The organism is Pseudomonas sp. BNK-45 (assembly GCF_047456255.1).
Taxonomy (GTDB): domain Bacteria; phylum Pseudomonadota; class Gammaproteobacteria; order Pseudomonadales; family Pseudomonadaceae; genus Aquipseudomonas.
This window is the reverse complement of record NZ_CP179909.1, coordinates 3,614,672-3,636,798: the sequence shown is the minus strand read 5'-3', so window position 1 is coordinate 3,636,798 and position 22,127 is coordinate 3,614,672. Positions and strand designations below refer to the sequence as shown.

General features: G+C 65.7%; 21 protein-coding genes. 2 read left to right on the top strand and 19 right to left on the bottom strand.

Translation table 11 applies throughout. The features are described 5' to 3' along the window. Positions 1–13 precede the first annotated feature (13 nt). From ACMGG8_RS16850 to speD, 18 genes are all read right to left on the bottom strand, one after another. The gene (locus tag ACMGG8_RS16850; protein ID WP_414159945.1) at positions 14–574 is read right to left on the bottom strand and encodes a sugar O-acetyltransferase; all 561 of its coding nucleotides are present in this window, start codon (positions 572–574) and stop codon (positions 14–16) included. 84 nt (positions 575–658) lie between these two features. Next, positions 659–1,399, bottom strand: coding sequence for a class I SAM-dependent DNA methyltransferase (locus ACMGG8_RS16845; protein WP_414157958.1), 741 nt, complete (start codon positions 1,397–1,399; stop codon positions 659–661). 101 nt (positions 1,400–1,500) lie between these two features. After that, the gene (locus ACMGG8_RS16840) at positions 1,501–1,854 is read right to left on the bottom strand and encodes a DUF1801 domain-containing protein (protein WP_060839859.1); all 354 of its coding nucleotides are present in this window, start codon (positions 1,852–1,854) and stop codon (positions 1,501–1,503) included. A 42-nt stretch (positions 1,855–1,896) separates the two neighbouring features. Further along, positions 1,897–2,289 carry a VOC family protein gene (locus tag ACMGG8_RS16835; protein WP_060839860.1) on the bottom strand — a complete coding sequence of 131 codons (393 nt, stop codon included), beginning with the start codon at positions 2,287–2,289 and terminating at the stop codon, positions 1,897–1,899. 124 nt (positions 2,290–2,413) lie between these two features. After that, complete coding sequence (locus ACMGG8_RS16830) at positions 2,414–6,415, bottom strand: amino acid adenylation domain-containing protein (protein ID WP_414157957.1); 4,002 nt, start codon at positions 6,413–6,415, stop codon at positions 2,414–2,416. Next, on the bottom strand, positions 6,412–6,726 hold the full coding sequence (locus ACMGG8_RS16825) for a phosphopantetheine-binding protein (RefSeq protein WP_159426428.1): 315 nt from the start codon (positions 6,724–6,726) through the stop codon (positions 6,412–6,414). The genes ACMGG8_RS16830 and ACMGG8_RS16825 overlap by 4 nt, the downstream gene beginning before the upstream one ends. Next, positions 6,719–7,153, bottom strand: coding sequence for a type II 3-dehydroquinate dehydratase (locus ACMGG8_RS16820; protein WP_129405691.1), 435 nt, complete (start codon positions 7,151–7,153; stop codon positions 6,719–6,721). The genes ACMGG8_RS16825 and ACMGG8_RS16820 overlap by 8 nt, the downstream gene beginning before the upstream one ends. After that, entirely contained in the window at positions 7,131–7,802 is a 672-nt protein-coding gene (locus ACMGG8_RS16815; protein ID WP_060839864.1) for an HAD-IA family hydrolase, read from the bottom strand. Before ACMGG8_RS16815 ends, ACMGG8_RS16820 begins: the two co-directional genes overlap by 23 nt. Then, entirely contained in the window at positions 7,795–8,439 is a 645-nt protein-coding gene (locus ACMGG8_RS16810; RefSeq protein WP_414157956.1) for a sulfotransferase, read from the bottom strand. Before ACMGG8_RS16810 ends, ACMGG8_RS16815 begins: the two co-directional genes overlap by 8 nt. A gap of 9 nt (positions 8,440–8,448) precedes the next feature. Further along, entirely contained in the window at positions 8,449–8,853 is a 405-nt protein-coding gene (locus ACMGG8_RS16805) for a VOC family protein (RefSeq protein ID WP_060839866.1), read from the bottom strand. After that, positions 8,838–9,902 (bottom strand): OsmC family protein, encoded by a 1,065-nt coding sequence (locus tag ACMGG8_RS16800; RefSeq protein ID WP_082729902.1) that lies wholly within the window; start codon positions 9,900–9,902, stop codon positions 8,838–8,840. Before ACMGG8_RS16800 ends, ACMGG8_RS16805 begins: the two co-directional genes overlap by 16 nt. Beyond that, positions 9,899–11,224: a trans-sulfuration enzyme family protein gene (locus ACMGG8_RS16795; protein WP_197662853.1), complete on the bottom strand. Its 1,326-nt coding sequence runs from the start codon at positions 11,222–11,224 to the stop codon at positions 9,899–9,901. The genes ACMGG8_RS16800 and ACMGG8_RS16795 overlap by 4 nt, the downstream gene beginning before the upstream one ends. A 119-nt stretch (positions 11,225–11,343) precedes the next feature. Continuing rightward, entirely contained in the window at positions 11,344–11,598 is a 255-nt protein-coding gene (locus ACMGG8_RS16790; RefSeq protein ID WP_060839868.1) for an acyl carrier protein, read from the bottom strand. Further along, on the bottom strand, positions 11,595–13,826 hold the full coding sequence (locus ACMGG8_RS16785) for an AMP-binding protein (protein ID WP_414157955.1): 2,232 nt from the start codon (positions 13,824–13,826) through the stop codon (positions 11,595–11,597). The genes ACMGG8_RS16790 and ACMGG8_RS16785 overlap by 4 nt, the downstream gene beginning before the upstream one ends. After that, positions 13,816–14,943, bottom strand: coding sequence for a radical SAM protein (locus ACMGG8_RS16780; protein ID WP_060839870.1), 1,128 nt, complete (start codon positions 14,941–14,943; stop codon positions 13,816–13,818). The genes ACMGG8_RS16785 and ACMGG8_RS16780 overlap by 11 nt, the downstream gene beginning before the upstream one ends. A 3-nt stretch (positions 14,944–14,946) precedes the next feature. Next, positions 14,947–16,761, bottom strand: a complete 1,815-nt coding sequence (locus ACMGG8_RS16775; protein WP_060839871.1) for a B12-binding domain-containing radical SAM protein — start codon at positions 16,759–16,761, stop codon at positions 14,947–14,949. Continuing rightward, a complete protein-coding gene (locus ACMGG8_RS16770; RefSeq protein ID WP_414157954.1) occupies positions 16,761–18,260 on the bottom strand; it encodes an alkaline phosphatase family protein in 1,500 nt (499 codons plus the stop codon). The genes ACMGG8_RS16775 and ACMGG8_RS16770 overlap by 1 nt, the downstream gene beginning before the upstream one ends. Positions 18,261–18,567: 307 nt before the next feature. Beyond that, positions 18,568–18,987: an adenosylmethionine decarboxylase gene (gene speD / locus ACMGG8_RS16765; RefSeq protein ID WP_082729906.1), complete on the bottom strand. Its 420-nt coding sequence runs from the start codon at positions 18,985–18,987 to the stop codon at positions 18,568–18,570. A gap of 426 nt (positions 18,988–19,413) precedes the next feature. Here speD and ACMGG8_RS16760 point away from each other — a divergent pair, with 426 nt between their 5' ends. Continuing rightward, the gene (locus tag ACMGG8_RS16760; RefSeq protein WP_060839873.1) at positions 19,414–19,956 is read left to right on the top strand and encodes an Hsp20/alpha crystallin family protein; all 543 of its coding nucleotides are present in this window, start codon (positions 19,414–19,416) and stop codon (positions 19,954–19,956) included. Positions 19,957–20,051: 95 nt separating this feature from the next. Here ACMGG8_RS16760 and ACMGG8_RS16755 read toward each other — a convergent pair whose 3' ends face one another. Continuing rightward, positions 20,052–20,234 carry a universal stress protein gene (locus tag ACMGG8_RS16755; RefSeq protein WP_235760279.1) on the bottom strand — a complete coding sequence of 61 codons (183 nt, stop codon included), beginning with the start codon at positions 20,232–20,234 and terminating at the stop codon, positions 20,052–20,054. On the opposite strand from ACMGG8_RS16755, the gene ftsH reads away from it, so the two are divergent. Beyond that, positions 20,233–22,098: an ATP-dependent zinc metalloprotease FtsH gene (gene ftsH / locus ACMGG8_RS16750; RefSeq protein WP_414157953.1), complete on the top strand. Its 1,866-nt coding sequence runs from the start codon at positions 20,233–20,235 to the stop codon at positions 22,096–22,098. The genes ACMGG8_RS16755 and ftsH overlap by 2 nt on opposite strands. The last annotated feature ends 29 nt before the right edge of the window (positions 22,099–22,127 follow it).

The following is a 22,127-nucleotide window of genomic DNA, read 5'->3' as shown; positions in this document are numbered from 1 at the left end:
ACATCCAATGGGTTCACTCATAGACCGAGCGAATGATTCGGCAGGGATTACCCGCCGCCAGCACACCGGGGGGAATCGAACGGGTGACCACGCTGCCGGCGCCGATCACGCTGTTGTCGCCCACCTCCACGCCCCCCAGCAGCACGGCCCCGGCACCAACCCAGACGTCGTTGCCCAGGACGATGGGCGCCGCGCGCTGCACGCATTTGCGCCGGCCATCGACCAGCACCGTGCGCGCCTCGGGCTGCAGCGGGTGGCGGGTGGTCATCAGCTGCACGTTGGGCGAGAGGTAGACCCGATCGCCAAGGACGATCCGGTTGCCGTCGACAAAGGTGCAGTTCATGTTGATGAACACCTCGTCGCCGATTTCGATATGCACGCCGTAATCGCAATGGAAGTTGGCTTCCACCCAACTGTCGCGCCCCACTCGCTTGAGCAGTCGGGTCAGCAAGGCTTGTTGTTGCTTGATATCCAGCGGCGAACAATTGTTGTAAAGCCGTTGTAACTCCTGGGCACGCATGCGCATCCGTGCCAACTCCATGTCAGGGGTGCAGAACCATTCGCCGGCCAACATGAGTTCGCGGGCCGAAGGCTGTTTCCGGTTTGCATCAATTGCAATTTGCGGAACTTCCATGAGCAACTCCGAAGTTCAATAAGTTCAGGCCTGCGGCAACTTTTCATAAACGGATATATGTTTGAACGAGCCCTCGACGAAGGGCATCTTGTCCCAGCTCGACCAGCGCTCCTGCAGACGCATGCCGGCCAGTTCGGCCATCAGGTCCAGCTCGGCCGGCCAGGCGTAGCGCAGCTCCACCGGAATCACCCGCATGCCCTGCGCCTGCAGACGGATAAAGCGGCAGCTGACCCGCTGGGCCACCGGGTCCAGGCGCGAGGCTTCCAGCAGCACCTCGTTGCGCTCCAGGCCGCCGACGTACACCGGCTGGTCCTTGGCGTAGCGCGACAGGTCCGGGTAGAAGGTTTCGATCACCAGCCGTCCGCGCGTCTTGAGCAAGCCGCTGGTGGCCTTGAAACAACTGACCTGGGCGGCCTGGGACGGCAGCAGGAACAACGAGCTGAAGGTGCAGAAGGCCAGGCTGAAGGGCCCGCCGCGGACTCCTTCGAGGGTGGCGAAGTCGGCCTGGGTCAGCGGCAGCTCGGCGCCGCCGGGCTTGGCCCGCAGTTTCTCCAGCATCGACGGCGAAGCATCGACGCCATGCACCTGGACCCCGCGCTCGCGCATCGGCAAGGCGAAGCGTCCGGTGCCGATGCCCAGTTCAAGGACCGGTTCACGGGTGCCGGCCATGGCCACCAGCACTTCGATGGCATTGGCCGGAGCCTCGCCATACAGATCGTCATAGATATCGGCCAGGGTTTCGCCGTAGGTGCTGGCATCGCTCATGTGCTGTTCCACTCTGTGTTTTTTAAGGGCAATGAGGTCCCGTGCGGGGGATAGAATCCCCCGCAGGAAACAACCGTTAGTTATGTGTTCAGTTCAAGGAACTAGTGTTTGAGTGCTTGCCTTACATAATCGGCAAGTTGCTTGTCTTGAACATCCGCTAGTGTCAGCAGCTTTATATGTCGACGAAACTTTCCCGAGCCTTCCAGAACCCCATGCGGGTCGTCGAACAGATAGCCCTGGCCAAACTCCACCGACACGTGTCCGGTATAGGCATAGACCCCGCAGAAAGGCGCGACACGGGAAAACAGGATCCCCCCGTACTTCACCGATTCGGCGACCGTGCCGCAGCACTCCTCCACCACCTGGCGTACCCGTTGCACCACCTGCAGCAGGTGGCCGTGGGTACTGCCGATGTCCTCGAGCAAGGCCAGGACGGCATCCTCGGTTTTACGCATGCTTGGGCACTCCCTGCCGGTGTCTTGGGTCGGGCCGAGCAATCACTGGCCCACCGGGGTGCACAGTTCCACCAGGGTCCCGGCCGGGCAGCGGACATAGGAAACCACCTGCCCCCAGGGCTTTTTCTGCACCGCCGCGTGTTCCGTGGCGCCGGCGGCCAGGGCCTTGGCATGGGCCTTGGGCACGTCGTCGGTGACCAGGGCGATCTCGATACCCAGGGGTTGCTGCTGGGGGCTGCAGAACTGGTAGCCGCCTTCGCAGTTGGAATGGGCCAGTTCGCGACTGGCGAATGCCAGGGTGGTGGCGCCACTGTCGAGTTCACCGTAATCACCGGATTCGTCGAGAAAGCGCCGGGAGAAGCCGAAAGCGTCTTCGAAGAAACGGATCGAGGCTTCGACATCGGGGACATAAACAATCGTGTATCCAAACTTCACAGTGTCACTCCTTAATTGCTCTGTTTATGCGACTCGTGGTGCCGAAGGGCACCCGCGAGCCGGTGTGGATTTTCCCGGTAAGGCTGCACTTGCGCCAGCACTGAATGCCCCTGCCGCCCGGGTTTCATCGGGCCGCCGCCTGCATCAGGCACTGCACCACCTGTTCCAGGGCGGCCCCGGACAGCAGGCTGTAGTGATCCGCGGTCAGGGTCAGGCAACGCTCGCCCACGGCTTGCTCGGCCAGGGGCCGCAGGCCGCTGGAGCGGTGTTCGACACTGGCCCGCAGGTGCCAGCTCGGGCAGTTCACCGGCCGGTAGCGATAGTCCAGCAGGGCCGCGTAGTGCCGACAGAACAGGGCAAAGCGTTCCTGGGAGGCGCTTTCGGCAATGGCCGGCAGCGCCTGGCCCTGGGCCTGGATCTGTGCGGACTGCTCCAGGTCGCGCTGGAACAGTTGCTGCAACAGGCTGGGCGGCAACTCCGGAGCCGGTTCCGGCGGCGCGCCCGCGTCGAGGGTCACCAGGGCCGGCCGCACCTGCCCGTCGGCACTCAGCAGACGGGCCATTTCCACCGCCAGCACGCCGCCGAACGACCAGCCGGCCACCACCACCGGGCGCCCGGCCAGCAGGCGCTCCTGCAACTGCCCGAGGTATTCCCGGGCCTGGGCCTGGAGGTTGTCGAAGCGCTGGCCGGCGTCGGCGCACAGGCCGATCACCTCGAAGCTCTCGCGCATGAGGCGAATCAGTGGCCAGTAGCACGACAGCGCGCCGCCCACCGGGTGCACCAGCACCAGCAGCGGCCGGCGGTCATCGGCGCTGGCGCAGAAGTCCACCCGATTGCGCGGCCGCGACCCGCATCCCTGCAGGTAGCCGAGCAAGGCATTGACCGAGGGATAGGCGTAGATGTCCGCCAGACTCAGGTCCAGCCCCAGCTCGCTGTTCAGCGCCAGCAGGATGTGCACCGCGTGCAGTGACGAAGCCCCCTGGTCGAACCAGGACGCGTCGGGCTCGCGCAACGCCGGCAGGACCCGCTGCACGCAGCCCAGCAGCAGGTCCCGGCGTGCCGAGAACTGCGCATTCGCGGCCGGTGCCTGTGGCCCGCAGAGCCCCGGCAGCAAGGCCAGCAGCGCCCCGCGGTCGACTTTGCCATTGGCCGTCAGCGGCAGTTGCGCCAGGGCGAACAGGCGCACCGGCACCATGTAGGGGTTGAGGTACTGGGCGGCGAAGTCCAGCACCGACTCGCCACTGGGCAGCGGCTCCCGGGCCACGAAGAAGCCGTACAAGGTGCCGCTGCCGTCGACGCAGGTGGCCGCCTGTTGCACCCCGGGGGCCCGGGCCAGCACCGCCTCGATTTCCGCCAGCTCCACGCGCATGCCATTGAGCTTGACTTGCAGGTCCTGGCGGCCGAGGAACTCGATCTCCCCGTCCATGCGCAGGCGGCCCATGTCGCCGGTGCGGTAGACCCGCTGCTGCAACCCGGGCTCGATGAAGAACGCCTGATCGGTACGCTGGCGATCGTGAATGTAGCCGGCGGCCAGGCCTTCGCCGGCGATGTACAGCATGCCCTTGACCGAGGGCGGACAACGGCGGCCCAGGTCGTCGAGTATGTAGAAACGCTGATTGCTCAAGGGCCGTCCGTAGGGAATGCTCGGCCATTGCCGGTCCACCTCCTGCACCTCGAAGCAATTGGACCAGATGGCCGCTTCGGTGGCCCCGCCCAGGGCCGCGAAGCGCGAGCCCGGGGCCAGTTCCCGCAAACGCTCGGGCAGGCCCAGGGCGATCCAGTCGCCGCTGGCCATCCACAGCCGTACGCTGGCGAGGGCGTCCGGCCGGTCCACGGCCCGGGCGTAGCCCAGGGCCATTTCCATGATCGCCGGGACCGAGTTCCAGACACTTGCCCGGTGGCGCTGCGCCGCATCGAGCCAGGCTTGCGGATCAGCGCTGCGCTGGGCATTGGCCGCGAGGATCAGCGCGCAGCCGCACAGGGCCGGCATGAACAGGTCGAACACGGACAGATCGAAGCTGAACTCACTGACCCCGAGCAAGCGGTCCCCGGGCTCGATGGCAAAGCGTTCGCGGCAGTCCTGCAAGGTGTTGAGCGCCGCGCGATGGCTGATCGCCACGCCCTTGGGCGTACCGGTGGTGCCCGAGGTGAACATGATGTAGGCCAGGGCCGTGTCCACCGCCGGGTAGGCCGGCCTGATCGCCGGGCCCCGGGCCTCGGACGACTGCAGCCAGTGCCGGTAGTTGAGCGACCAGTTCACCGGCGAAGCGATGATCGCCGCAATGTCGCCGTCGTCGTCGCCCAGGACCGTGGTGGCCGCGGCCTGATTGATGATCGAATGCACCCGGCGCGGCGGCGAAGCCTTGCTCACCGGAACATAGGTGGCACCGGCCATCAGCACTGCATAGATCGCCACCACGTTGCCCACATCACGACTGCCGCGCACCACCACATGGTCGCTGGGCCCTACCCCGTTCTCGTTCAGGTGGCTGGCCAGGCGACTGGCCAGACACAGCAACTGGGCAAAGCTCAGGCTGGCATCGTCGCTCAACACCGCCGGGGCGTCCGGGCGTTGCGCCGCCTGATGCAGCAGCCCCTGATACAGCGCCTGCCCGGACAGGGGCCGCTGCAGGTGGTTGAAACGGTCGACCTGTTCCAGCAAGGCCTGCGGCAACGGCAGCTCGCTCAAGTCCCAGCTCTGCGGCTGCAGGGCCAGGCGCTCCAGGGCGCCATGAAAATGCTCGAAGGCCTGGGCAATCAGCCCTGTTTCGAACAGCCCCTCGCGCTCGTCCCAGGACAGGCACAGGCCGTCGGCGCTGGCGAAGGCCTGGGCGTCGATCCAGATCTGCGGCGTCATCATCGCGTGGTCGGTCTGCTGCAGGGGCGCGGCCGGCAGGTCCATCTCCAGCAACGAGGAAAACACATAGGGCATCGGCGGCTCGGCGCTGCTGGCCCGCTGGTCGTGCTCGCGGATCCACTGGCGAACCACCGACACGCCGTCGTAGGCGCCATGCTGCAGCGCCGCGTACAGATCCTGCTGGACCTGCCGGGCACAGGCGGCGAACGCCAGCGGCTGGGGCGGCAGATCCAGCAACAGGGTGTCGGCCTGGTTGCCGATGGTCGAGGCCAGCGCCGGTTCGAGCTGCGCCCGGGTGTTGTACATGACGCTGCAGGTCACCGAGGCCTTACCCGACCAGCGTGCCAGGGTCTGCAGGAACAGGGTCAGCAAGGTCGCGTTGAGCGACACCTGATGGCGTCTTGCCGCGGCCTCCAGGGCCTGCTGCAGCGCCGGGGCCAGGACCCGCCGGTGCTCGATGAAACGCGGCGCCGCCGAAGCTCCGGGGCTGCGCCGGGCCAGGGGCAGATCGGGGCCGGCGGCCAGCTGGGGAATCTTGCGCTGCCAGTAGTGGCGGGCCTTGAACCGCGCCAGGCGGCGGCTGCGGCTCAGGGCCGCGAGCGTCCCCGGGGCATAGCCGGGGAGCGCGCCGTCGGCCTCCTGCGTCACCAGCGCCAGCAGATCGTTGATGAAGATCTGCACCGCCGACGCATCGAACAGCGCCAGTCGGTAGACCACGTGCAGGCAGCGCTCCTGGTGGTCCTCCACCAGCACCAGGCGCAGCAGCGGCTGTTCCGCGGCCAGAGGCGCAATGGGCATGGAGCTGTCCGCCAGGGAGGCGCAACGCCGCGCCCGCTCGCCGGCCACGGCGAGCTGCTGCTCGACGCCGGGCAACCCGGTGGCCAGGGGCTTGAAGCGCGGTGAATGGGCGTCCAGGGTGTAGCCCAGGACCGGGTGCCGGACCAGCATCCGCGCCAGGGCGCTCTGCAGCTGTGCCGCCGTCGGTACGGCACCGGCATACACCAGGTGCAGGTAGGCGGCGCTGCCCTGGCTGAAGGCCGAATGCTCCCCCAGCCAGTAGGCCTGGCGCAGGCCGGCCAAGGGTGCCGCCAGCGGGTCGGGCGGCGCCAGGTAATCCAGCAGACGGTGCCTTTCGTGGCCCACGCTGTGGCGGATGTCCTCGGGCAGCCCGGCCTCGTCGCAGCGATAGCGCAGGCGCCCGGCCTCTTCGTAGAGATGGACGCCACGCTGCTCCCAATGCTCGATCAGTGTCGCCACCGCCTGACTCATAGTTCACCCTCCAGCATCGGCGCTTGCGGCTCGCTGTCCGCCGAGCGCAGCAGCGCGGTGACGAACTCGCCGAGGCTGGCGGTGCCGACAATCAGGGTCAGGTCAATACCGTCCTGGCCCCACAGCTGCGGGTGGCGTTGTTCCAGCAGCGCGCACAGTTGCAGGGCCTGCAGCGAGCTACCACCGCAGGCAAAGAAATTGGCCGCACCGCTCAACTGATGCGGCGCCAGTTTCAGCAACTGGGCACAAAGCCCCAGCACGTCGTCCAGCAGTCGGGCCTGCAACGGCCCCGTCGAGGATGCACTAGTCATGGACGGCTCCCAGCAGCGCCCGGGCCGCCAGTACATAGGCGTCGCTGCCCAGGCCGGCGATGAAGCCGTGACACAGGGGCGCCAGCACGGAGTTGTGGCGAAAGGCTTCGCGGGCGAACAGGTTGGATATGTGCACTTCCATCCAGCGGCCCGGGTAATCCTGCAGCGCATCGCGCAGGGCCCAGCCGGACATCATCAGGGCCCCCGGGTTGATGATCAGGGCTTCGGCCTGGTGCTGGCTTTCGATGAAGTCGATCAGTTCGCCTTCGTGATTGCTCTGCCGGGCCAGCACCGTCCAGCCGCGGGCGGCGGCCACCGCGCTGACCTCGCGGGTGATCTCGGCCAGGCTCTTGGCGCCGTAGACCTGCGGCTCACGCTGCCCCAGGCGGCCCAGGTTGGGGCCATTAAGCAGGAGTAACGTCGGCATGGCAGGCCACCTCCAGCAAGGCCAGAATCTGGCGTGGATCGGTCAATTGATAGGTGCAGGGGTAGCGCCGGATGTCCTCGGCGGGATGGTCCCAGAGCGCCAGCGCGGTCTGCATGCCCGCCGCCTCGCCGCATTGCAGGTCGGCCAGGGCGTCGCCGATGAACAGGCAGCCGGCAGCCGGCACCTGCAAGTGCTCGACGATGATCCGGGCCATGTCCGGCGCCGGCTTGGGGTTGGCCACATCGTCGCTGCCGACTATCCGCGCGAAGTACTCCAGCAGGCCCAGGTGATCGAGAATCGCCACCGTGCGCGAGTGATCCTTGCCGGTGGCAATGGCCATGGGAATGCCCCGGGCCCGCAGCCCCGCCAGCAGCGGACGAACGCCATCGAACACGCGGATCTGCTGCATGCGCGCATTGCTTTCACGCATGAACACCGGATGCATCTGGGGCGGCAGCCCCATGATCTTCATGATCTGCACGAAGCTGCGGCCCAGGTGCTTGCAGTATTCGCTGAAGGGTGGCGGCTCGACATCCGCCCCCAGCACCTGGGCATGGGCCGCGTGATAGGCCTCGCGGATCACCTGCTTGCTGTCGATGAGTGTGCCGTCGAGGTCAAAAATGACCGCCTTGATCGCAGATTCAGACATGAGCCGCAGCCTCCATCGCCGCTTGATGATCCAGGCCACGGTCCACCGTGGCCACCATGGGGGCCAGCGCCAGGGACTGCGGCGCCAGGAAGGCCGCGACCCGGGCGAACTCGCCGTGCGGGTCCTGCAGCACCCGTTGATAGTCCAGCTCCAGCAGTTGCATGTTGGGCCGCTGACGGACCCAGGCCAGGGCCTGCGCCACGTGCTCGCGATACAACCGGGCCAGGTCCTGCGCCTCGCGCGCACCCCAGGCCTGACCGCTGTGGTGCTCGGCCATGTCCCGCTGCGAGCGGATCACCGCGTCGATCTCACGGTGCATGAACAGCACCCGATAGCCATGGGTCGCCGGCAGGTGCTGGAGAAAGCGCGACACCAGCTTGACCGCCCGCCCGCGGGCCTGATCCATCCAGCCCAGATAGCCGTCCCGGGACTTGACCGCCTCCCACTCGAAGTAGCCATGGGGATTGCGCGCGTCGCCCTGGCGCAGGTGGTCGGTCAGCGGCGCCAGGCCACCGCAGGCCAGAGCGCGCATCATCATCGAGGTGCCGGAACGCGGCAGCCCCGACACCACGGTCACCCAGCCGCCATCGGCAGCGACACAGTCCGGCACGTTCATGCACTCATATTGCTTAAGCATCCCTGCTCCTTAGTCGTTCTGTTGCGCACCCAAGTCCCGAGGCTCGCGCTGCACCAGCCCCAGCCGGTGGCCGAAGGGGTCCTCGATCACCGCTTTGTAGCTGCCCCAGAGGGTCGCCACCGGCGGCTGGATGATCCGCACCGCCGCCGGCAGCCGGGCGATCAGCGCATCCAGCCCGGGCACCAGCAGGTCATGCATCACCGCCGCCGATGGCCAGGGGCGCTGCGGGTCCTCGATCAGGCCGAAGCCGGCGCCGCCCTGCTCGTCCACGTCCAGGCTGATCCAGCGGGTCGGGGCAAAGCGCCGACTGACGCGCAACCCCAGGACCTCCACGTAGAAGTCCTCGGCGGCGGCCAGGTCGGGTACCGCCAGGGTGACGAAGCACAGGGTCGAGCCACTCAACAGGGCAGGCATTGGCGCGCCTCCTCGGGCTGCGGCCGGGCGCCGACCTGGAACTCGAAGGCAACCCGGTGCCGGATCAGCGCGCAGACCACCGAGGCCTCGATGCTCGCCGCCAGCTGTGCCTGCAGCCGGGACCGTTGCGCCGCCGGCCAACCCTCGACCTGCAGGTCAAGCTCGATGTCCTGCAGGTGCACCGGGGTCGGTGCCACCTCGCACATGCCGCGGATGTCCACCATGGCGCGGATGTCCAGGCGCACCGCGCCGGGCAATTGCTGGCGGCGGCTGAGTTGGGCAAGCACATCAGCGGCGATGGCCATCAGCAGGTACTCCTGGGGGTTGGGGCCCCAGTCGATACCTGCCAGTTGCTTGGGCTGGTCGATGGGAAAACTGCGCCGATCCTCGGGCGCCTGCCCGGCAAAGTCGGCGCGCAACTGGGTGCCGTAGAGCCACTGGCAATCCAGGCTCAGGGCCTGCCCCGGTGCCTCAGCGGCGCACGCGGGGGCGCTGTCCAGTGGCGCAAAGTGCTGCCAGGCCCCCGGGCGCCCGGCGTCCACCAGCCGCGCCGCCAGCCCCAGGGGCTGGACGAAGGTCTGATGGTTGGGGCTATGGGTCTTCACCGCCTCGATCACCTCCAGGGCCTCGCTGAGCTTCTTGTCGGTTCCCGAGCGGATCTCGTAGCGCACCTGGGGCGCAGCGGCGCCGGCCTCCTGCAGGTGCGCGCGGGTGGTCATGGACAAGTGATCCACGGTGGTCCGGCGCGCGGAAAACCCTGAAACCGCCGACACCAGGAAGCACCCGGACAACGCCGCCAGGGCCAGTTCCTGGGGCCACGCCGGGTCCAGCAGGCCCTGGCACTGCAACGCCGGGCTCGGGCGGATCGGCACCTCGAAATGCCGCGGCGCGCGCAGCAGGCCGATGGTCGCCGGGGCGACCCCGGCGAGCATGCCGGCGGCAGGCGAATACTGGGCGTAGGCCCCATAGCGGAAGATCGCCTGGGCCGGCTCTTGCTGGATCTCGTGGACGATCTCGCTGAAACCCGAGATGTTCATACCGTTTCTCATGGCTGCTCGCCTCCTTGATAGACCTGCTGCAGGGCCTGTTCGAGGTCGGCACACAGGTCGTCGGGGTCCTCGATCCCCACCGACAGCCGCACCAGCCCGGGGTTGAGGCCGATCCGGGTCTGCTGCTCGCGGGTCAAGCCGCTGTGGGAGGTGTTGAACGGCAGGCTCACCAGGGACTCCACGCCGCCCAGGCTGGTGGCGCAGGTGATCAGCCGCAGGTGCTCCAGCAGCGCCAGCGCCGCGGCATCGCCGCCCTCCAGCTCAAAGCTGAGCATGCCGCAGGTGGCCTGGCCGGCGTACTGGTACAGATGGGGATGGGCATAGTCCTGGGCGTACAGCGAATGCACCCGCTTGACCTGCGGATGCCGTTCGAGAAAAGCCGTGACCTGCCGGGCGCCGGCGGCGTGGGCCTGCATGCGCACCGCCAGGGTCTTCATGCCCCGCTCCAGGAGAAAGCACACGAAGGGGTCGAGACTGCCGCCAAAGCGCAGCAGCTGGGCCCAGATGCGGTCCACCAACTTGCGACTGCCCGCCACGGCGCCGCTGGTGGCGTCGCTGTGGCCGTTGAGGTACTTGGTGGCCGAGTGGAGAACGATGTCCGCGCCCCACTCCAGGGGGCGGCAACTGATGGGGGACAGGAAGGTGTTGTCCACCACCAGCAGAATGTTCTGCTGTTTGCACAGCGCGGCGATGGCGACCAGGTCGATGGCCTTCATCAACGGGTTGGACAGCAGCTCGAAGAACATGATCTGGGTCTCCGGGCGGATGGCCCGGCGGATCTCTTCCAGGTCCAGCGGATCGACATAGCTCACCGAGCGCCCGGCCTGACCGATATCGGCGTGCAGCAGACTGTAGCTGCCGCCGTACAGGTCATAGGAGGAAATGATGTGGCCGTTGCGATTGGTCAGGGCGAACAGGGTCGAGGAGATCGCCGCCATGCCCGAGGACAGAACCAGGGCGCTCTGCGCGCCTTCCAGCGCGGCCACCTTCAACTGCACCGACCATTGCCCCGGGTTGCCGTAGCGGCTGTAGGTCGGGATGTCGCGGATATAGCCTTCCAGGAACGACTCGTAGGTGGTCTGGCTGAAACGGAAGGTGGTGCTGGGAAATATCGGCGTGCCCACCGCCCCGGTCACCGGGTCCTCATAGGTGCCGGCGTGCACACAGAGTGTCGCTGCCGTCTCGCCCTGGTTCAGGCAACGATTGTTGGCCATCGCCGGGCCGGCCAGGCGCTGGCGGTTCAACTGGTTGAGCCAGGGCAACTGGGCGTCGGTGCCGGGACGATTGGCAAACTCCGCCGCGGTCTTGTTTACGTCGTTCACACGCATTCCCTCGTCTTTCGAATCTTCCGGGTGATCCGGCGGATGCCGGATCTCCCTCGTCGGTACGGGCCGAGAACAGCACGCCCGACCTTGGCAAACGGGATCGGCCGCCCGCCGTGTCAGCCAATCCGGGCCTGGGTCTTGTCGGCGACGAAGGCCTCCAGACGCTCCAGGGAATTGACCAGTTCGATGGACAGCTCGTTGTCCTCGATGGAGAAGCCGAATTCGGTTTCCACCTGGATCAGCAGTTGCAGGGCGTCGATCGAGTTCAGCCCGAGGCTGCCGATCAGATCCCCTCCCGAGAGGTCTTCCCGGTTCAGTTCACGGCCCACGGTGCTGGAGAACACTTTGATCAAGCGGTCGGTGTCGGTCATTTTTCTAAACTCCTGGTGAATAACATCGTGCATTGGTAAATCGTCGATTCGCGGCGCCAGACTTGCTCGGCTACGAATCCTTGGCGCGCCAGCGCCGTCACCACCTCGGCCTGCCTCGGGTACTGGCAGCCGCCATGGGTCAGCCAGTCCACGCCGACGGCCGCCGAAGCCGTGTCGTTGAAAAAGATCTCGTCGATGATCAGCTGGCCATCGGGCCCCAGGCGTTCGAGCAAGGCCGGCAGGGCCTGGGCCACCCCGGGCTGATGCAGAGTGTTGTCGAGCACGATCACGTCGAACCCGCGCGCGTCCAGTTGCACCAGGTCCTCGTGGCTGTGCACCGGGATATCCGCCGCCGGTGGATTGAGCCCGCCCAGCTGGACGATCCGACTGGCCCGGCAATCCAGGCGCCGACGGCCCAGCAGGGCCTGGGTGTACACCGCGCCGGTGGCGCAGATATCCAGCAGGGCGATGGCCCTGGGCGCGTTGTGCAGGGCCTTGCGCCAGGTCAGCTGGGCCGCCAGCTGCTTGTCCGCCCCGGCCACCGCGCGCTGGTAGCGCCGCTGCAGCTGCGGGTGCTTGGGCGTCTGTTCGAAGGCGCGCCGATCAAGGCCGTCGTGCAGCACCGCCAGCATCGCGTCCAGGCGATTCCAGTGGCGACAGTTGAAGGACTCCAGGTCCAGCACCGCGGCCAGGTCCTCCAGGTCCCGCGGCGTCTCGGCCTCCGGGGCCTCGTGCAGCAGGCCGTTGGCCTGGGCCGTGTCGAAGGCCACTGCCAGGGTGTGGGCATGCAGGCCGGTGCGCTGGGCGATCTGATCGACGCTCAGGCCCTGGGCGCTGAGCTGCAAGGCCCCGCTCTCCCACAGTGCCAACAGCAACTGCGAACGCTTGTAGGCATGGGCAGCCTCCAGCAACACCTGATTGCTCGCCGGACGATAACGCCGGCTGAGCAGCGGCTTGCCGTTGCCGCTGCGGGCGATCAGCGGCGTGCGCTCGAAGCGATCGGGAACCTTGGCCGGCGCCAGGTGGGCCAGGCAATGTTCGCGCAGCAGTCGCGGGTCCCACGGGCGTTGCGGGTTCCAGACCACGAAGGCGAAGACATGGTCGTTGCCCGACTGGGCGGACTTGACCGCGCGCACCGCGCAGTCCTGCACATCCGGGTGGCTGCCCAGCACCGACTCGATCTCGAACGGCGAGATCCAGCGCTCGCCACGGCGGATCGCCGTACTTTCGCGACCGACGATGCTGTAGCCGGCGGCGCTCTGTTCGGCGATGTCGCCGGTGTCGTAGAGACGCCCGTCCTCGAGTCGTACCTTGAGGGCGAAGGGCTGGCCCGGCGCCCCGGGCTGCAGCACCTCGATCCCCGGCATGGGAAAGCCGATGGACAGCGGCGGCAACGGCGCGACGCCGGCAAATACGGCACCGCTTTCGGTACTGCCATAGTTGCGCGACAGGCCGATGCCGAAGGCCTGCTGGAACTGCTGGTCGAGGTGTCCGTCCACGGGACCGGCGCCGGACATCACCCCCTTGAGCCGCTCGGGACGCGTTCCGGGTCCGCCGCGCTGGGCCAGCAGACCGGCCAGCAGTGGCGTCACCACGGCATGGCTGGCCCAGTGGCGCAACGCCTGCAACCCGGCCCCCAGCTCCGTGGGCTTGCAGATCTGCACCTGGCACCCGGCCAGCAGCGCCCCCCATAACCAGCCCAGCGCATAGGCGTGATACACCGGAGCGATGAACAGCACCCGGTCCTCGGGGCCCAGTTGCAGCAGGCGGCAGTAGCGCAGGCCTTCGTCGCGCCAGCTTTGCAGGTCGCGAAAGATCAGCGATGGCTCGCCGGTGGTACCCGAGGTCAACAGATAGATGCCGCGCCGCTGCGGCAACTGCGCCGGCACGCCGGTGCCCGGCTCCAGGCGAGTCACCTGCAATTGCCCCTGGTCCAGCGCCAGACAATGGCTGATGGCGGCCTGAGCCGCGTAGCGCTGCAATTCCCCGGGCCGGGCGTCACTGGCCACCAGCAGCGGCGACAGGCCGTGCTGCAACAGCATCAGCAGCAGAGCGACATGCTCCAGGGAGCTGTCGAACACCAGCAGCAGGCGCTGCTGACCACTGTCGGCCAGCGCCGCCAGCGGCGGCACCCAGCGCTCGCGCACGGCGGCAGGCAAGGCGGCCAGCACCGGGCCTGCGGTCACTTCGCTGAACCAGCGCTCGTCGTCAGGCAACTCATGCACCATTGCGATAGGCCTCCTTGGCGTGTTCGAGCAGGCTCCTGACCGCTGCCGGGGCGTAAGACGGCGCGCGGCACAGTTCGTCGAGGCTGATGGCGTCCTCGAAGTACAGGCTCAGGGTGTCCCAGGGGGTGAAGCAGCCCTTGCAGGCATCCAGGCGCGGCCGCTCGGCCAGCAACAGTTGATAGAACGGTGAACGGTTGACCGGGGCCAGGGCCTTGTTCCAGTCGTCCTCCAGCAGGTTGCCCATGTTGTGGAACCAGATGTTCGGGCACGGTGTGGCCACGCCGTCGCTGAAGGTCGACAGCACCAGCCGCGGCAGGTGGCAGCGCCAAGTGCGCCGGCCCTGGTGGTAGAACGAGCTGAGCCGGTCCAGGTAGGCCTTGGGCGGCAGGATCTGCGGGTAGCGCTCGCGCAGCTCGAACAGCTCATCGATCAGCGGATACTGCTCGGGCCGGACCTTGAAGCTGTCGCTGTCCGGGCCGCGCACGGGGAAGGGAAACAGTTGCGGCGGATTGTCTTCGAAGCGGGCGCACCATTCGACGAATTCCCGCAGGTAAGGCGCACTGCGATCATTCAGCACGCCGTAGATTTCCAGCGGCAGGCCGGCCTCCAGCACCATGGCGATGCGCTCCATGATCATCTCGTGGATGCGCGGCGACAGGACCCGGTAGCTGTTGCCCTCATAGTGGCTGCTGTCCAGGGATATCTGCACCACGACATTGCCCAGTGCGGCCAGGCGCCGCACCTTGTCCCGGGTCAGCGGCAGGCCGTTGGTCTGGACGATCAGCACCTCGTGCAGCGGCGCCATGCGCTCGATGAAGGTCATGATGCCCTTGATGATGAAGATCTCGCCGCCAGTGAGTTTCAGCAGCGGCGGCCTGAAGGTGCGGTTGACCCGCTCGACGATGGTCTGCAGGCGCTGGCCCAGTTCGCTGTCTTCGCTGTAGACGTCATGCACCGGCGGTTGAAAGATTAACTTGCCCTCGTGGGACGACTTCATGTTGCTCTGCCCGGTCAGGCAGTAGGTGCATCCCAGGTTGCAGGAGTCCTCGTTGATCACCAGGTCGTTGCCCAGCAAGCGGCTGTGGCCGAGGAAGTTCACCGGTTCGGCATTGGTCATGGCTCAGGCCTCCTTGCTGAACTGGATATCGCGCAAGCTCAGGCCCGCGCGGTGCAACTGCATGCTGATGCCCAACTGGACCTGGCGCAGCTCGCCGAGCTTGCCCCGGTAGAACTGCTCGACCTGGGGCCGCCGCTCGTGGGCATAGGCCTCGGTGAGGGTGCCCTCCTCGGCCAGGTCGGTCATCTGGGAAATCAGCTCATAGTTGAAGTCGCTCATCTGCCGGCGCAGTTCGGTGGCCTTGGCTTCCCCCGCCTGCAGGATCGCCAGGCCCCGGGGGTCATCCAGCACCGCTCGGCGCAGGCGCGACATGAAGGTGTGCATGACGATGTCGTAGGTCTCGAACTCGAACACCGCCGGTTCCTTCTCGATGACCATTTCCGAGGCGTACTTCTCGCCGTAGAGCAAGGCGCTGATGGACGACAGCTGACGCACCCGCGGGTCTTCGAAGTCGTAACTCAGGGCATTGAGCGAGACGTCGAAATCGTCATGCAGCTTGCCTTCGGCGCGCAGGGTCTCCACGGCTTCGGCTCCGGGATAGAGCTCCAGGCGCACGGTGTAGCGGCGCAGGTTGTAGCCCATGTACTGACGCAGGAAGAGGTTGTTGTCGCGGATCTCCTGGAAGGTCGACCAGGGGTGGTAGGCGATGAAGCCGAAGGCCACGTAGATGCCGGCACCACGCACCAGTTCGATGGCACGCTTGTTGTCCTCGACCGTGGATTTCTTCTTCCAGCGGTCCAGGCCGATCTGCGAACCCGACTCGATGCCGATCAGCACTTTTTCCAGGCCCGAGCGGTACAGCAGGTCCAGCAGCGGCTGGTCCTCGGCGTGCCAGTTCTTGGCCTGCATGCAGCAGTTGTAATAAATCTTCAGGCCGCGATCGAGCACGCCCTGGGCGATGTCGGCGATGCGCTGCTTGGCGAATGGCGCGCCACCCGGGTCTTCGAACGTGGAGTCGACGAAGTCGAAGGTGTTGAAGTTGTACTTGTGATACAGGCGCTCGATTTCGTCGACGATGTTGTCCGGGGTCCTGGCCCGCCATAGCTTGCCGGGGTTGATCTTGTTGCCGGCGTGGGGGGCGTTGCAGAAGGTGCAGCGGGCAGTGCAGCCGCGGGTGGTAGCCAGGCGCAGATAAGGCAGCTTGCCATGGTTGAGTTCGAACTGATCCCGGGCCGGTTCGGGCAGCATGTCCAGCTCCGGCAGCGGCTTGCCGATGGGGTTGTCGATGACGAACCCGCCCTCCTCGCGCCAGCTCAGGCTGGGCACCGAGGCGTAGTCGCCGTGATCCCAGAAGGCCTCCACGTAGCGCACTAACGGCACATCGCCCTCACCCCGCACCAGGGCGTCGAGGAAGCTCCAGTTGGGGTTGCTCAACAGCTTGGAGCCGAGGAAGGTGGCCAGCGGACCGCCGGCCAGAAAGGCCACCCGCGGCTCCAGCGCCGCGCGCAATGCCGAACCGAATGCGGTGGCGTGGCTGACGGTGACCGTGGTCAGGGAGAACCCGATCAGGTCGGGCTTGAAGGCCACCACCTCGGCGATGGCGATCTCGTCGCCGTGCTGGATCGACTTGACCTCGACCACCAGGCACTCGGCCCCCAGGTCCCGCAGGATCGACACCAGGTAACTGACGCCCAGGTGCTCGGAGCTCATGACCAGGTCGCCGTCGAGCAGCACCGGGAAGCACACCCGCATGGGGTGCGGCTTGCGGAAGTCGACACTGGAATGCAGTGGATTGGCCGCCGGCGCATCGAGCGACTCGGCCAGATTGGTCAGGGGAATCAGCCCTTCGGCGGCGTTGGTGAACGGTACGGTTTCCATTAAAAGTACCCAATTTGCTGTAATTGGCTGTCCATGAAGCGCTGCTCTTCTTCACTCATGCGGGGCCCGCCACTGCCTTTGCGCCCGGGCTCGCGCCGGGGCTCGTGGGGCGGTTCCAGCAGCCAGTGGCCTTCGAGCCCTTCCGGCACCGGCAGCCCCAGATGGGCGAGGATCGTCGGGTAGATGTCTTCGATGCGCGCTTGCAGCGCGACGTCTTGCGCAAAGCTCGAACCGCGGATGAAGACGATGCCGTCGGGACGATGCACCCCGCGCTGGGCCGGCGTGCTCCAGACCTGCCCGGTGAGGCTCGGGGTCGGCATGACGCTGAAGTCCCTGGGGATCAGCAGGTAGTCGGGGGCATCCGACAGGCGCGCCCCGACATAGACCTGGTCGGCACGGACCAGCCTGAACCAGGGCCGGCCCTGATCGTCGAGCACCTGGGCCAGGGCGCGCTTGAGGCGCTCTTCGGCGGCCGGCAACTGCTCGTCGGTCAAGCGGCCCTGGGCCTCGCGCCCGACCCGGTTGGCGTTCAGGCCGAAACAGCCGGGAGTGGGCATGTAGAAGTCGGTGCGCGACCAGTCGATCAGCCGCCGGTAGCTGGCGGGGTCATCGAACCAGGAGCGCGCGCCCGGATCGTCGTGCGCCGTCTCGGCCCCGTCCTGCTGCCGTTCGAAGCGGGTTGCCAGCAGGCCATGCTGCTGGAGGAATTCGTGCACGCTGAAGTCGGCCTCGCACAGGCCGAAGCCGTGGTCGGAAGCCACCACCACCAGGGTCTGGTCGTCGGTCAGGGTCAGCAAGGTGCCCAGCGCCCGGTCGATGTCGACATAGCACTGTTCCACGGCCGCACTGGGGGCCTGGGCATCGCCCCAGTAGTAATGACTGACCCGGTCAACTTCGGTAAAGACCACGAAGAGTGCATCGACCGGCCGGTTCTTTTGCAGAAAACAGCAAGTTTCGGCACGACCGTCGATAAACTTTCGCGCCTGCTCGCAATAATCTTCCTGACCGCGATACATGGTGACCAGATCGGAATGATAGTGCAGGCCCGCCTGCATCAATTCATGCATCAAGTTACCGGGTGCGGTATATCTCAATGTCTTTGCCAGGGGCCAGCTGATCATGTAGCCGCCCTGCAAGTCGGCCGGCGGATGAGTCATGGGGATGTTGTAGGCACCCACTTTCAGGCCATGGCGCTGCAGGGTCAGCCAGCAGGGCTCGCGCCCGTAATCGGCGGCATTCATGGCCCTGAAACGATAGTCGTCACTGTGGGTCGACCAGAACTGGTAGATCCCGTGCTCACCCGGGGAAACCCCGGTAAACATGGAGGCCCAGCCCGGTGCGGTATGGGGTGGAAAGGTCGATTGCAGCACCCCATGGGCGGCGCGCCGACGCAATGCGCTGAAGTTGGGCAACAGGCCCCGCGCCATCAATTGCTGGAGCACGGCATGGGAGGCGCCATCGACACCGAAGACCAGCAACTTCAACTTTTGATCTTCCATGATCATTCACTCCCAAGAGATAAACATAATGAACAGCAGGTTACGAACAGGCACCAGCCGGCCACTGGCCTATAACCACTTATAAAAAGCAATCAACTAAGGTCCTGCTCTTTAAAACTTGAAAGAAGCAGTGCAACTTGCAAGCGGACAGGTCATTTAATGGCAATGCCAAATCAGACCATCACGCCCTGGATGAACAAGAACCCTGAAACAAACATCGACTTGCAACAAACTGGCTTAACGCATTGATCGGCTGTTCATCCACCGATGCACCTGCGAGCGCCCTGCGTTCCCCTGGGGTGTTCGCTCAGTAGCTGCGCAGCCCCGGAGTCGCCAGCGCCGGCCTGGCAGCTTGACTGTCGCCGCCCGGCGCTCCGCGCTCGACGATCTTCATCGCCCGTACATCGCACTTCAGGCTGGCGCAGATGTAGTCGAAGGCCTTGACCGGGTCGCAGCGGGTTCCGCAGGTAAAGATGTCGAGAAACAGCGCACCGTGCTCGGGATAGGTGTGAAAGGAAGCATGGGACTCCGCCAGCATCACCAGCACCGTCGCCCCCTGCGGCTCGAAGCGCTTGGTCATGGTGCCGCACACTGTGGCCCCGGCTTCGACGGATGCTGCGCACAGCAACCGGGTCAGGGCCTCTATGTCGTTGAGCTGTTCGGGAGAGATCTGATAGAGCTCGCCCAGGGTGTGCCTTCCAAAAAACGCATTGGCATCCGGGTTCATATGACGTCCCTGTATCGACGCAGGCGGGTAGCGATAGTCGGTGAATAAACGGCTGCTGGAGCCCCACTGCACTGCTTGCAGGGCTCCGATGATGGGGCAGCCGCCGCCCGCGGATCCACCCTTGCGTGCACGGGGTTATTTGAGTTTGTGAGCAAATTATTCCAATTGTTTCCGAGGGGCTTTGCGCATCTCGTCGCCTGCCCAAGACAGTTCACCGCTCTTCTGATCCAGATCAACGACTCCCCAGAGGTGAGCGCCGAGATTAAGACCCGGCAACGGCTTCATCACAGGCGTTGGCTACGGCGGCTTGCGCCGGACGGACGCCGTGATGCTGGACGTTGATTCGGCAAGCACATCCGATCTGCCCAGGCGGCTCGAAGAGAGGATGTTCATCGTCCGCCTGCCATCCGAAGAGGAGAACCGAAAATGAGCAACTCCGTGAAGAAGATGCCGGTCACCACTGAAGACAAATCCACCCGGCATCCGCTGGCCACAGACCTTTGGCGGCCCCTGGAAAAACTGCGCCAACAAGTCGATCACCTGTTCGATGACTTCAATCGCGGCTCGGGGCTTTCACCCTTCGGTCGTGGACTGTTCGATGTCGAACCCTTCTGGCGCCGCGAACTGATGGGCCACGGCATGCCTGCCGTGGACATCTGCGAGAAGGACAAGAGCTACGAGATCACCGCTGAACTGCCCGGCATGGACCAGAAGAACATCGAGATCAAACTGTCCAACGGCAGCCTGATCATCAAGGGCGAAAAGAAAGAGGACAAGGAAGAGAACCGCAAGGGCTATCACCTCAGCGAGCGTCACTACGGCTCTTTCGAGCGGGTGTTCAATCTGCCCAAAGGCGTCGACGCCGAGAAGATCGATGCCAGTTTCAGCAAGGGCGTGCTGAGCATCTCGCTGCCGAAAAAGCCTGAAGCCATGAAGGCGGACACAGTCGTGCCGATCAAGGGCGAGTAGGTTCCGCACTAGGGTGCCCCTTGCCGCAACAGCGGCAAGGGGCTTTTTCCTGGCGCCGCCCGAAGACGATCGATGTGTCGCTCCACCATCGGGCTTTAGTGCCCGCCCGGCGCTGCAAATGGCGAACGGCTTGAGGCCACCGCTGACTGCGCCTTGACCGCCAGGACGCTGCAGGGCACCTGGTAGAGGATGTGTTCGGTGGTGCTGCCCAGCACGTTGTCCAGGCCGTGGTACTGGTGACGGGCTGCGTGGCCCTGCCCTTGTCGAGTCATGAGCATGAAGAAGAACCACCAGTGGAACCTGTCGTACTTCGTGATCGCCTTTATGCTGTTCACGCTCGTGCAGACTCTGTTCATCGAACGTCATGCCGCACAGAACATTCCTTACAGCCAGTTCCTGCAACTGCTGAACGAAAAAAAACTCAGCGACCTGCAGATCGAGAAGGAACGGATCAGCGGCAGACTGCTGGCTCCCATCGACGGCCACGACAGCTTCACCACGGTGCGGGTCGATCCGTCACTGGCTGGCGACCTTGCCCAGACAGGCGTCGGGTTTACCGGGGTCAACGACACTCCATTCTTGAGCGGGCTGATCGGCTGGCTGTTGCCGTTGGTCCTGATCATGGTGATCTGGCATTTCCTGTTTCGCGGCCTGGCCGAAAGGCAGGGGCTTGGCGGCTTGATGAACATCGGCAAGTCCCGGGCCAAGGTGTTCGTCGAACGCGATACCGGGGTCAGGTTCGCCGATGTCGCCGGGATCGATGAAGCCAAGGCCGAACTGGTGGAAGTGGTCTCCTTTCTCAAGGACCGGGCCAAATACGCCCGTCTGGGCGCGCACATTCCCAAGGGGACGCTGCTGGTCGGCCCGCCCGGCACCGGCAAGACCCTGGTGGCCAAGGCCGTTGCCGGTGAAGCCGGTGTGCCGTTCTTCTCGATTTCGGGGTCGGAGTTCGTCGAAATGTTCGTCGGCGTCGGCGCGGCCCGGGTTCACGACCTGTTTGAACAGGCTCGACAGGCGGCGCCCTGCATCATTTTTATCGATGAACTCGATGCGCTGGGCAAAGCCCGCGGCGTCGGCGCGTTCGGCGGCAACGATGAAAAGGAGCAGACCCTCAATCAGTTGCTCGCCGAGCTGGACGGATTCGACCCCCGTGAGGGTGTGGTGCTGCTGGCTGCGACCAACAGGCCGGAGATTCTCGATCCGGCCCTGCTGCGCGCCGGGCGCATCGACCGTCAGGTGCTGATCGATCGGCCGGATCGCACCGGTCGACAGGCGATTCTCAAGGTCCACCTGCAGAAGATAACCGCGTCGCCAGCCCTGGATGCGGAGCGGATCGCCGAGATGACCACCGGTTTCACCGGGGCCGACCTGGCCAACCTGGTGAACGAGGCTGCCATCGTCGCCACCCGTCGTGGCGCCGCGGCGGTCGAGCTTGACGACTTTACCGCGGCGATCGAACGCCTGGTGGCCGGGGTCGAACGAAAAAGCAGCGTGCTGCGCCCGGAAGAACGCCAGGTCGTGGCGTATCACGAGATGGGCCATGCCCTGGCCGCCAGCCACCTGCCGGCCATGGATCCGGTGCACAAGGTTTCGATCGTGCCGCGCTCCATGGGCTCACTGGGCTACACCTTGCAGCGCCCCACCGAGGACCACTTCCTGATCAGCTGCCAGATGCTCAAGGACCGGATGGTCGTGCTCATGGCCGGGCGCGCCGCCGAGTTTCTGGTCTATGGACAGACCTCGACCGGAGCCGCCGATGATCTGGCCCATGCCACCGATATCGCCCGCCAGCTGATCACCCGGTTTGGCATGAGCGCCGAACTCGGCCAGGCCGTGCTGGAACAGCGCAACACCACCTACCTGGGTGAACGCATCCAAGGCACGGGCGAGAAGGATTACTCGGAGCAGACTGCCCGGGAAGTGGACCTTGGCATTCGCGCGCTGCTCGATGAAGCCTACCAGCGCGCCAAGGCCTTGCTCGAACGGCTGCGGGCCGATCTGGACGCCGGGGCCCGTCTCTTGCTGCAGAAGGAAACCCTGACTCCCGAGGAGTTCGCCGCGCTGCTGCCGGCGCAACCGGCTGCCACGAGCATGGCAAGGACCGGCGTGACGCCCGCCTGCCCTTCGCAGGTGAGCGGATGACGACTCGTCTGTTTCATCCATCCTCGGCG

What these genes read in the sequence shown, in the direction of transcription:
- ACMGG8_RS16850 (WP_414159945.1), bottom strand. Translation starts at nt 574, where the DNA reads ATGTTGGCCGGCGAATGGTTCTGCACCCCTGACATGGAGTTGGCACGG.
- ACMGG8_RS16845 (WP_414157958.1), bottom strand. Translation starts at nt 1,399, where the DNA reads ATGAGCGATGCCAGCACCTACGGCGAAACCCTGGCCGATATCTATGAC.
- ACMGG8_RS16840 (WP_060839859.1), bottom strand. Translation starts at nt 1,854, where the DNA reads ATGCGTAAAACCGAGGATGCCGTCCTGGCCTTGCTCGAGGACATCGGC.
- ACMGG8_RS16830 (WP_414157957.1), bottom strand. Translation starts at nt 6,415, where the DNA reads ATGAGTCAGGCGGTGGCGACACTGATCGAGCATTGGGAGCAGCGTGGC.
- ACMGG8_RS16825 (WP_159426428.1), bottom strand. Translation starts at nt 6,726, where the DNA reads ATGACTAGTGCATCCTCGACGGGGCCGTTGCAGGCCCGACTGCTGGAC.
- ACMGG8_RS16820 (WP_129405691.1), bottom strand. Translation starts at nt 7,153, where the DNA reads ATGCCGACGTTACTCCTGCTTAATGGCCCCAACCTGGGCCGCCTGGGG.
- ACMGG8_RS16815 (WP_060839864.1), bottom strand. Translation starts at nt 7,802, where the DNA reads ATGTCTGAATCTGCGATCAAGGCGGTCATTTTTGACCTCGACGGCACA.
- ACMGG8_RS16810 (WP_414157956.1), bottom strand. Translation starts at nt 8,439, where the DNA reads ATGCTTAAGCAATATGAGTGCATGAACGTGCCGGACTGTGTCGCTGCC.
- ACMGG8_RS16805 (WP_060839866.1), bottom strand. Translation starts at nt 8,853, where the DNA reads ATGCCTGCCCTGTTGAGTGGCTCGACCCTGTGCTTCGTCACCCTGGCG.
- ACMGG8_RS16800 (WP_082729902.1), bottom strand. Translation starts at nt 9,902, where the DNA reads ATGAGAAACGGTATGAACATCTCGGGTTTCAGCGAGATCGTCCACGAG.
- ACMGG8_RS16790 (WP_060839868.1), bottom strand. Translation starts at nt 11,598, where the DNA reads ATGACCGACACCGACCGCTTGATCAAAGTGTTCTCCAGCACCGTGGGC.
- ACMGG8_RS16785 (WP_414157955.1), bottom strand. Translation starts at nt 13,826, where the DNA reads ATGGTGCATGAGTTGCCTGACGACGAGCGCTGGTTCAGCGAAGTGACC.
- ACMGG8_RS16780 (WP_060839870.1), bottom strand. Translation starts at nt 14,943, where the DNA reads ATGACCAATGCCGAACCGGTGAACTTCCTCGGCCACAGCCGCTTGCTG.
- ACMGG8_RS16775 (WP_060839871.1), bottom strand. Translation starts at nt 16,761, where the DNA reads ATGGAAACCGTACCGTTCACCAACGCCGCCGAAGGGCTGATTCCCCTG.
- ACMGG8_RS16770 (WP_414157954.1), bottom strand. Translation starts at nt 18,260, where the DNA reads ATGGAAGATCAAAAGTTGAAGTTGCTGGTCTTCGGTGTCGATGGCGCC.
- speD (WP_082729906.1), bottom strand. Translation starts at nt 18,987, where the DNA reads ATGAACCCGGATGCCAATGCGTTTTTTGGAAGGCACACCCTGGGCGAG.
- ACMGG8_RS16760 (WP_060839873.1), top strand. Translation starts at nt 19,414, where the DNA reads ATGAGCAACTCCGTGAAGAAGATGCCGGTCACCACTGAAGACAAATCC.
- ftsH (WP_414157953.1), top strand. Translation starts at nt 20,233, where the DNA reads ATGAAGAAGAACCACCAGTGGAACCTGTCGTACTTCGTGATCGCCTTT.
- ACMGG8_RS16755 (WP_235760279.1), bottom strand. Translation starts at nt 20,234, where the DNA reads ATGCTCATGACTCGACAAGGGCAGGGCCACGCAGCCCGTCACCAGTAC.